Source organism: Corallococcus exercitus, assembly GCF_003611585.1.
GTDB lineage: Bacteria > Myxococcota > Myxococcia > Myxococcales > Myxococcaceae > Corallococcus > Corallococcus exercitus.
The window spans coordinates 1-8,868 of sequence record NZ_RAVW01000407.1; the positions used below are offsets into that span (position 1 = coordinate 1).

The window sequence follows — 8,868 nt, forward strand, 5'->3', positions numbered from 1 at the left end:
CGCCACGTCCACCCCGTCCGCCTCCGGCGGCGGCAGCGTCTTGGGCGCCCCTTCCACGAACGTGAACGCGTCCTTCAGCGCCCGCGTGTAGAGCTTCGGCCCCAGCGCCCAGTGCAGGGACAGCCGCCCGCCAGGACTGGACCAGTGCAGGTACTCGCCCGCGTCACGGCTCACCTGCGTCACCGGCATCGCCTTGGTGCCCGGCCCCACGCGCGCCTCCTTCGAGCCGCGCACGAAGGGCGTCACGTACGCGTTGAAGTCCTCGCGGAAGGCCACCCACTTATCGTCCGGCGACACGCGCATCTCCAGCGCGCCCCCGCTGGTCAGGTGCGTGCGCGGCTCACCGCCATCCAGGCCGATGCTGCGCAGCGTGCGCACGTCCTCCACGTCCTTGGACTCCACGTGCAGGAAGTACACGCGGTCCGACTTCGCGCCGAAGTGCGGCTGCTCCCCGTCGCGCGTGAGCTTGCGCGCCACGCCCCCGCCGGTGGACGGCACCACGAACAGCCCCGTCTCGCGGCTCCACGTGCCCGGCATCAGGTAGCCGTCGCCCGTCGTCCGGTACACCACCCACTTGCCGTCCGGACTCATCGCGGGCTCCACGTAGAAGCCCGGCTGCGCCGACACCACGCGGCCCTCGCCACCCGTCGCGGACACCACGCGCACCGTGCCCAGCGCGTCGTCGTCCCACGTCGTGTAGACGATGGAGCGCCCGTCCCGGGAGAACGACGGGTAGAACTCCAGGTGCTCGTTCTGACGCGTCAGCCGGCGCGGCGTCCCCGACGGCAGGTCCTTCACGTAGAGCTTGCCCAGCGCCTGGTACACCAGCCTCTTGCCATCCGGTGACACCTGCACCCAGCGCAGCATCTTCACGTCGAAGCGGTCCGGCGCCACCTGCCGCGTGCCCTTCACCGGGGCGAACACCGTGCGCGTGCCCTTCACGTGGAAGGCAATGGGCGTCACCTTCTTCGTCGCCACGTCGATGCGGTGCAGCGTCCCGCCCGCCCAGAACACCAGGGACTTGTTGTCCGGCGTCCACGCCATCACCGGCGACACGCCGTGGATGGCCCACGTCTCCTGCATGTCCCGGTCAAGCCCGTCATACAGCGGCCGCTCCGCCCCGGACTTCACGTCCGCCACGTACAGCACGCTCTTGCCGCGCACCCGCCGCACGAACGCCAGCTGCTTGCCGTCCGGTGACGGCGTGGGCCGGATGGAGCCGCCCGGGCCGGTGACGAAGGGCTCCACCTCCTTCGTCTCCAAATCCAGACGCTGGATGGCGTAGAGCTCCTTGTTGGGGTCCTTGTCGTACTCGAAGGACTTCCCCGGCGTGACGTCCTGGCTGAAGTAGACGTAGCGGCCGTCGGGGGAGAACGCGGGCTCGCCCAGGTCCTTCTGGTCGTTGGCGCGCTCAGTGAGCTTCACGCCTTCCCCGCCCGCGCGGTGGAACATCCACACCTCGCCCGCGCCCAGCGAGCGCCGGCCGGTGAAGTGCTTGCGCGCCACCAGGAACTGGCCGTCCGGGCTCCACGCGGGGCTGTTGAGCAGCCGGAACTTCTCCTGCGTCACCGCGCGGGGATTGCCGCCGTCGCGGTCCATCACCCAGACGTTGTCCCCACCGCCCCGGTCGCTGGTGAACGCGATGGACTTCCCGTCCGGGCTGTAGCGCGGCTGCATGTCCCACGCCGCGCCGGAGGTCAGCGCGCGCGCCTCGCCGCCCGCGATGGGCAGCGCGTAGATGTCCCCCAGGAGGTCGAAGAGGAGCTCGTCCCCACGCGGGCTCACGTCCACGTTCATCCACGTGCCCTCGCGCACGTCGATGGGCACCTGCGTGCTGGCCACGCCCGGGGGCGCGTCCACGCGCCATTCGTCCTTCTTCGCGTCCGGCTGCTCCGTCGTGGCGACGGGGGCCAGGGTGCCGCCGTCACCCTCGCTCGCACGGGCGGCTTCGCGCGCGGTCTCCTTGGGCGCGGGCGGAGGGGGCGGTTCCTTCGGAGGCGCTTCACCCTGGCCTGACGGTGCGGGCGCGGGAGCACCCGAGGGCTTGGGCAGGGGCTGCGCCGCCAGGAGCAGGCCTGGGACGAGCAGCGCGAAGCAGAGGGACGAGAGGGGTCGGTTCACCGGAAGTGTCCTCGGGAAAGACGCGGGGCGCGGCATCCTGCCAGGATGCGTGGGCTGTCAGGGCGCCCGTGAACTCGCGGACGGTCGGGCGTGTTCCTGGCCGCGGCGTGCCGCACCGCGTTCCCCCGGCGTGGTCCGAATCTGCTACTGCCTCCGGCCTATGTCTGACTTCAGTCTTCCCGCGGACACGGCGGGGCGGCGCGAGAAGCTCTCCGTGCTGTTCACCGAGGCGGTGCCCCACAACCACGCGCTCGGGTTGCGGCTGGAGGAGGTGGGCGCCACGGACGCGACGGTCGTGATGCCGTACGCGGACGTGCTCGTTGGCAATCCGGAGACGGGCGTGGTGGCGGGCGGCGCGGTGACGACGCTCATCGACGCGGCGAGCGGCACGGCGGTGATGGCGGCGCTGGGCGCGTTCGCGGCCATTGTCACGCTGGACCTGCGGATCGACTACCTGCGCCCCGCACGCCCGGGCCTGCCGCTGACCGCGCATGCCGAGTGCTACAAGGTCACCCGGCTGGTCGCCTTCGTGCGCGCGCAGGTGCACCAGGGCGACCCGGCGATGCCGGTGGCGTCGTCGCAGGGCACCTTCATGCGGGTGGAGGACTGATGAGCACGCCTTCGCTTCCCCTCGCGGACCTGGTCCGCCAGGTGCGCCAGTCGCGCGAGTACCCGCGCCTCACGGACGCCATCCCCTACACGCGCTTCATGGGCATTGGCGTGGAGAACCTGGCCGGCGAGATGCTCTGCCGCATGCGCTACGCGCCGCACCTCATTGGCAACAGCCTGCTGCCCGCGCTGCACGGCGGCACGCTGGGGGCGCTCCTGGAGTCGAGCGCCATCTTCGAATTGCTGCTCAAGACAGACACCGAGCGCGTGCCCAAGGTCATCTCCACCACGGTGGACTTCCTGCGCTCGGGCAAGGCTCAGGACACGTTCGCGCGCGCGTTCATCACGCGGCAGGGGCGGCGCGTGGCCAACGTACGCGTGGAGGCCTGGCAGGACGACCGGACCCGGCCCATCGCCAGCTCGCACGCGCTGTTCCTGCTGTCGGAGCCTTGAGCCTCCGAAGTCGCTAGCCGTCCACCACGATGCGGTACGTGCGGCGCTTGCCGCCGTTGCCCCAGACGATGAGGGTGGTCGTCCCCTTCGCCAGCGCGGAGACCTCCACCCCGTCCTTCCCGGTCGTCTTCACGTCCGCGACGGACGGGTCACCCAGCGCCACACGGCTCAGGCCCGGCACGGTCAGCACCTGCTTCGCGCCCTTCTTCAGGGTGAGCGTCTCGTCCGCGGCCGGCGCCTCCTCCGAGTCCGCGGTCCGGGCCGCGGGCTCCTTCGCCCATGCGGGAGCGGCGCCCAGCAGCAGGGTTCCCAACGTCAGGGCCACGAAGCGTGAAGCCATGGGTGCGATCTCCAGGTGTCTCCGGGGGAATCCCGAGCCGCCCCAGTGTCCCATGCGTGCGCATCCGACGTCTCCCGAGAGTTCCGGGATTGCCGCACTGGCGTTGTTACAGCGCGGTTCCCATTTCTACAGGGTCCCTGACGGGTCAAGCAGCGGACAGCGTGCACGGGTGCACGGTGAGCTGCCTTTGAATCCGCCGGGTGGAGGACAGGGATTCCGGTCCAGGGTCGCGGTAGGGGCGCGGCAGTGAACGCGAGCGCGCGTCACGGGAGCGCGGCACGTCGCCTGCTAGCTCACGGGAGCGACAACCGACGCGGGGGCCCCCATGAGCGAGCGCGAGTCGATGAAGCTGCGGGAGTTGAAGGAAGCCGCACATGCGCTGTACCAGCGGGGGAGGTATGCGCAGTGCGTGGAAACGTACGCGCAGCTGGCGAAGCGGCTGCCGCGAGACGCGAATGTGCGCATCCGGCTGGCGGAGGCCTGCCGCCGCGCGGGTCAGCGGGAGCAGGCCATCGCCGCGTACCGTGAAGCCGCTCGGGTGCTGTTGTCACTGGGTTGCGAGTCCCGCGCGAGGGGCGCGCTGAAGGCCGCGCTGGAGCTGGATCCGCAGGACCCGACGCTGCAGCTGGAGGTGGTGCGGCTGGGACAGGGCGCGGTGACGCCGACGGAGCTGGAGGACGAGCAGCTCTACCGCTTCGACCGGCTGCCGCCGCCGACGCCGCCGCCCGGACGGATGCGGAACATGCCGCCGCCTCCGCCACCGTCCTTCGTGCTCAACGCCGCGCAGGAGCAGGCCTCCCCCGTGGGCCTGCCAGCGGCGCCGTCCATCGCGCCGCTGAACGCCGCGGGCGTGCGGAGCCCGGTGCCGGGAAGGCTGCCAGGGTCGGGCTCGGGGCCGGGGCGCGAGGCGGTGCTGCCCCATCCACGTCCAGTCACGCCGGTCGTGACGCCCGCGCGGGACGCGGCGACGGAGTCGATGTCGCGCTCGATGGCGAAGGCGGCGGGTGCGTCGCGTCCGCCGGAGGGGACGCCGCTTCCGAAGGTCATCGTGTCGATGGCCGCCTTCGAGAATCCACCGGCCGCCAGCACCGCGCGGGCGCCGGGCGCGAACACGCCTCCGGGCATCCCGCCCGTCGCGGTGGCCAGGTCCGCGCCCCAGAAGACCCTGCCGGCCGCGCCGCTGGCCCTGCCCGCGCTGCCGCGGACTCCTCCGAGCACGCCGCCAGTCACGGCGAAGCCCGCGCCGATGCCGGAGCGCCCCACGGTGAAGGTCATCCCGCTGCTGAACCGCGTGCCCGGGAGCCTGCCGGCGCCGCCTGCTCCCGCGTCGATGCCGCACGCGCCCGCCGGCCATCCGCACGCGTCGGCGCTGACGGCGCCGCCGCTGGCGGTACTGCCCTACAAGCCGGAGATGCGCCGCCTGGCACCGAACGTGGTGGCGCTGCGTGTGTCGCCCCAGGCGCGCTGGGTCATCATCCGCTCGGAGAGCGATCTCGAGGTGAGCCGTTCGGAGGACCTTCCCAGCGAGCCGACCGCCGCGCACTGAGGCGGGGCAGCGCGCCGGGACCGTCGGTCCGGCGGACGTATGGAATGGCGCCTTCCGGCCTCATTCTTTCTGTTTGTCTGGCATTGCATGCTCAAATGCCTCTCAAGGAGCGCCCTGGCTCCGGGAGGACTCCGCATGCGGCCCTTGTGGTTGATTCCGCTCCTGCTCGTGCTGCTGACCGGATGTGGCGGCGTCACGCGGTCGGTGCGTCTGGAAACAGGCAGGAATGCCCCCATCGTGGTGACACCGCGTCCGGGTGCCACGCCGGTGGAAGTGGCTGCGGACGACTTCGAGGAAGCCGTCGCGATGCTGGCCCGGGCCGTGCGTCCGTCCACACGCCCACAGGACGCGGCACGGCGCTTGTGGCAGGTGGAGCCGCGCAGTGGTTCGTACCTGTTCGACCCGCGCAGCCGCCGCATCACCCCGCTGGGGCCGGGTGAGCACCTGGAAGGAGCCGCCTCCAGCGCGGACGTGGAGCTGACGCGTGCCTACCTGCGCTGGTGCGAACGCACGGGCAGGCCTGGCGACTGCCTCCGCCTGCTGGTGGAGGGCCCCACCGTCACCGGGGATGGGCGTTACGCCCTGGCCATGGCGCTCGCCCAGGGTGCCGTGCTGGAGGAGCTGCTGGAAGCCTTCCAGGACATGGCCGATCCCCAGGCCATGCTGACGACGGTCCTGTGGACATGGACCACGTACCTCGTCCTGCTCGCGGTGCCGGAGCCCTTCTCCAAGGGGCTCGCCGCCGTGATGACCGTCACGCTCATCTCCTACGTGGGCATCGACACCTTCTGGAGCCTCATCGTGGGCTTCAAGCAGTTGGTGGAAGCCGCGGACCGGGCCACCACGTTCGGAGCGCTGCGCGAGGCGGGCGAGCGCTACGGCAAGGTCATGGGCCGCAACGCGGCACGGGCCTTCGCCCTGCTGGCCACGGCGGCGATTGGCACCACGGCCCCCAGCCTGGCGGCGAAGGTGCCCCAACTCCCCGGAGCCGCCCTGGCGACGGTGCAGGCCGAGTCACAGCTGGGCCTGCGGTTCGCGGCGGTCGGGGAGGTGGAGACGGTTGCGGTGAGCGCCGGGACCGTGACGGTCGCGCTCGCTCCGGGCGCGGTGGCCATGGCCGCCAACGGCGGTGGATCCACGCCACCAGCGGGTGCGCCCAGGAGCTGGGGCTCTTTCAGTGGCTTCAAGAAGGCACTGGGCCCGGCGGGTCCGGGAAAGGAGTGGCACCACATCGTCGAACAGACCCCGGGCAACGTGCAGCGGTTCGGTCCCCAGGCCCTTCACAACACGGAGAACGTCGTCCCGCTGGACAAGGCGCTGCATGCCCGCGTCAGCGAGTTCTATTCCTCGATCCGACGTGGCGTTACGGGTTCGGGCAGCCTGACTGTGCGGCAATGGTTGAGTACACAGTCGTACGAGGCCCAACGCGACTTCGGACTGCGGGCCATCGAGAACGTGATGAAAGGGCTTTGGCCATGACCCTGGAGAAGCTGGTTGAGGAGGTCGCGAAGCACGTCGCCGCCCAGACCGAAGCCATCTGGAAAGGCGATTCCAAGACCGGCAACAAGCACGCCAGGAAGTACGGCGCCGCGATCGATCAACTCCTGGCCCATGGCGATACCGGACGGGATGCGCTCCTGGTACTGCTCAAGCATGAGCGCATGGACGTCCGCGTGATGGCCGCCGCCCACCTGCTTCGCTACCGGACGGCGGAAGCCAGGGCGGTCCTGGAGGAAGCCGCTCAGGGCCAGGGACTTGTCCCCTTCGAAGCCTCGGAAGCCTTGAAGCGATGGGACGAAGGCACCTGGACCCTGGACCCTGGATAGCCCCCCACAATGAACCGTGGCGCCCTCCCCCACCCTGGGAAGGACGCCCGGAATTCCCGCCACGCTCAGGAACAGCGCCGCCCTACATGGACACGGACTTGGCCGGGTCGATGAGGCTCTGGAGCGGATTCGTCGCCTCCGCGGTCTCCTGCTCCACGTCCGGCTGGTAGGCGCGGACCTGCGCCTCGCAGTGGTTGCTCTTGCGATTCTGGTGGCAGTGCCGGATGCCGTACACGTGATGGCACCCGCATGGATCCACGCGCTTCTTGGCGCACAGCGACGGATTGAACACCGGAGCCGCGGTCATCTCCACCGGCCCCGCCTGCAACGACATCGCCAGCACCATCCCCGTCAAAAACCCCATCGCCCACCCCCTTGATGCACGCTGGAGAAATGGGAATGCCGATCGGATGCCGCAACCCCCAGGCTTGTCTGATTGCCACTCCGTGCACTCCCGACCGTTCCTTGCGTCCACCGCACGGGATTTCCCCTCGACGCACGCCAGGCAGGCAGCCAATCGTGTGTCCGGAACCCGGCACCGTCAGGGTTGAGGGAGGGCTTCGTCCCTGCCGCGGGTTCACCCACCTGGGGGATTCACCATGAGCTGGAAGCAACACCTGGAAAAGGTCTCCGAGGGTCACTACGTCCTGCCACGCACCAAGACGATGCGCGTGCACGCGGACCTGTTCCTCTCCGACAAGCTCCTCTGGGGGGAGGAGGGCAACCCGGAAGCCCCCGCGCTGGAAGACGCCGTCTTCGATCAGGTCGTCAACGCCGCCACCTTCCCGGGCGTCACCCGCGTCGCCGTCACGCCCGACTGTCACGTGGGCTACGGCGTCCCCATTGGCACCGTCGTGGAGACGGACGGCATCCTGCTGCCCACCGCCGCCGGCTACGACATCGGCTGCGGCATGGTGCAGCTGCAGACCTCCCTCACCGTGGAGGACGTGGCCGACCCCGCCAAGCGCCGCCAGTGGATCAACGAGGTGACCGAACGCATCGCCGTGGGCGTGGGCGCCACCCGGGCGCGCAAGCAGCGCAAGGTCAACGACCCCACCCTCAAGGAAGTGCTCCGCCACGGCGCCAAGGCCCTGGGCCGCACCCGGTCGGTCACCGAACGCGACTTCATCCCCGTGGAGGACACCGGCGTGTCCATCCCCGAGCGCGCCTACGACAAGCGCGGCCAGCTGGGCAGCCTGGGCGGCGGCAACCACTTCACCGAGATGCAGGTGGATGAAACAGGCCGCGTCTGGGTGATGCTCCACACCGGCAGCCGGGGCTTCGGCTGGAACATCGCCAAGCACTTCTTCGTGGCGGGCGCGGCGCAACTGGGCCTCAAGAGCCGCAGCGAGGACTTCATCTGGCTGGATGCGGACAGCCCCCTGGGCCGCAGCTACTGGAACCTGCACAACATGGCGGCCAACTTCGCCGTGGCCAACCGGCTGCTCATCGGCGAGGCCGTGTGCGGGGCGCTCGAGGACGTGTTCGGCGGGACCGCGAGCATCTACTACGAGATCAGCCACAACCTCATCCAGAAGGAGGGCGGCAAGTTCGTCGCGCGCAAGGGCGCCACGCGGGCCTTTCCCGCCGGCCACCCTGCCCTCAAGGGGACGACGTGGGAGGCCACCGGGCACCCCATCCTCATCCCCGGCTCCATGGAGACGGGCAGCGCCATCCTCTTCGCGGAGCCGGGGGCGGAGAAGTCCATCTACTCGGTGAACCATGGCTCCGGCCGGCGGCTGTCACGGGCCGCCGCGCGCCGGCAGCTCCAGCAGGAGGAGACGGACCAGCGCATGGCGGAGGCTGGCATCCTGCTGAACACCCGCACCACGCCGCTGGACGAGTCCGGGCCCTGCTACAAGAACCTGGACGACGTGCTGGAGACGGTGGAGCAGGCCGGACTCGCCCGGGTGGCCCACCGCCTCAAGCCGGTGGCCTGCATCAAGGGCGCGGACTGAGGGTGGACCCAGGAG

General features: G+C 70.5%; 8 protein-coding genes and 1 pseudogene. 6 read left to right on the forward strand and 3 right to left on the reverse strand.

All coding sequences use genetic code 11. The features are described from left to right. Positions 1-2,121 (reverse strand): annotated as a pseudogene (locus D7W79_RS33820) (PD40 domain-containing protein); the annotation flags it as partial. A 160-nt stretch (positions 2,122-2,281) separates the two neighbouring features. Between D7W79_RS33820 and D7W79_RS33825 the strand changes: the two are divergent. Continuing rightward, positions 2,282-2,731 carry a PaaI family thioesterase gene (locus D7W79_RS33825; RefSeq protein WP_120529464.1) on the forward strand — a complete coding sequence of 150 codons (450 nt, stop codon included), beginning with the start codon at positions 2,282-2,284 and terminating at the stop codon, positions 2,729-2,731. Next, a complete protein-coding gene (locus tag D7W79_RS33830; protein WP_120529465.1) occupies positions 2,731-3,183 on the forward strand; it encodes a PaaI family thioesterase in 453 nt (150 codons plus the stop codon). The genes D7W79_RS33825 and D7W79_RS33830 overlap by 1 nt, the downstream gene beginning before the upstream one ends. A gap of 13 nt (positions 3,184-3,196) precedes the next feature. Here the strand turns inward: D7W79_RS33830 and D7W79_RS33835 are convergent, their stop codons facing one another. Further along, positions 3,197-3,523: a pilus assembly protein N-terminal domain-containing protein gene (locus D7W79_RS33835; RefSeq protein ID WP_158617120.1), complete on the reverse strand. Its 327-nt coding sequence runs from the start codon at positions 3,521-3,523 to the stop codon at positions 3,197-3,199. 325 nt (positions 3,524-3,848) lie between these two features. On the opposite strand from D7W79_RS33835, the gene D7W79_RS33840 reads away from it, so the two are divergent. From D7W79_RS33840 to D7W79_RS33850, 3 genes are all read left to right on the forward strand, one after another. Beyond that, a complete protein-coding gene (locus tag D7W79_RS33840; RefSeq protein ID WP_120529467.1) occupies positions 3,849-5,069 on the forward strand; it encodes a hypothetical protein in 1,221 nt (406 codons plus the stop codon). Positions 5,070-5,204: 135 nt separating this feature from the next. Further along, positions 5,205-6,548 (forward strand): SitA5 family polymorphic toxin, encoded by a 1,344-nt coding sequence (gene sitA5 / locus D7W79_RS33845; RefSeq protein WP_120529468.1) that lies wholly within the window; start codon positions 5,205-5,207, stop codon positions 6,546-6,548. Continuing rightward, positions 6,545-6,895 carry a DUF2019 domain-containing protein gene (locus D7W79_RS33850; protein ID WP_171437941.1) on the forward strand — a complete coding sequence of 117 codons (351 nt, stop codon included), beginning with the start codon at positions 6,545-6,547 and terminating at the stop codon, positions 6,893-6,895. The genes sitA5 and D7W79_RS33850 overlap by 4 nt, the downstream gene beginning before the upstream one ends. Before the next feature lie 82 nt (positions 6,896-6,977). On the opposite strand, the gene D7W79_RS33855 is transcribed toward D7W79_RS33850, so the two are convergent. Beyond that, positions 6,978-7,259 (reverse strand): hypothetical protein, encoded by a 282-nt coding sequence (locus D7W79_RS33855; protein WP_120529470.1) that lies wholly within the window; start codon positions 7,257-7,259, stop codon positions 6,978-6,980. A 235-nt stretch (positions 7,260-7,494) separates the two neighbouring features. Between D7W79_RS33855 and D7W79_RS33860 the strand changes: the two genes are divergently transcribed. Beyond that, positions 7,495-8,853: an RtcB family protein gene (locus D7W79_RS33860; RefSeq protein WP_120529471.1), complete on the forward strand. Its 1,359-nt coding sequence runs from the start codon at positions 7,495-7,497 to the stop codon at positions 8,851-8,853. Positions 8,854-8,868: the final 15 nt, after the last annotated feature.

Coding starts and splice junctions, on each gene's coding strand:
- D7W79_RS33825 (WP_120529464.1), top strand. CDS start 2,282: ATGTCTGACTTCAGTCTTCCCGCGGACACGGCGGGGCGGCGCGAGAAG.
- D7W79_RS33830 (WP_120529465.1), top strand. CDS start 2,731: ATGAGCACGCCTTCGCTTCCCCTCGCGGACCTGGTCCGCCAGGTGCGC.
- D7W79_RS33835 (WP_158617120.1), bottom strand. CDS start 3,523: ATGGCTTCACGCTTCGTGGCCCTGACGTTGGGAACCCTGCTGCTGGGC.
- D7W79_RS33840 (WP_120529467.1), top strand. CDS start 3,849: ATGAGCGAGCGCGAGTCGATGAAGCTGCGGGAGTTGAAGGAAGCCGCA.
- sitA5 (WP_120529468.1), top strand. CDS start 5,205: ATGCGGCCCTTGTGGTTGATTCCGCTCCTGCTCGTGCTGCTGACCGGA.
- D7W79_RS33850 (WP_171437941.1), top strand. CDS start 6,545: ATGACCCTGGAGAAGCTGGTTGAGGAGGTCGCGAAGCACGTCGCCGCC.
- D7W79_RS33855 (WP_120529470.1), bottom strand. CDS start 7,259: ATGGGGTTTTTGACGGGGATGGTGCTGGCGATGTCGTTGCAGGCGGGG.
- D7W79_RS33860 (WP_120529471.1), top strand. CDS start 7,495: ATGAGCTGGAAGCAACACCTGGAAAAGGTCTCCGAGGGTCACTACGTC.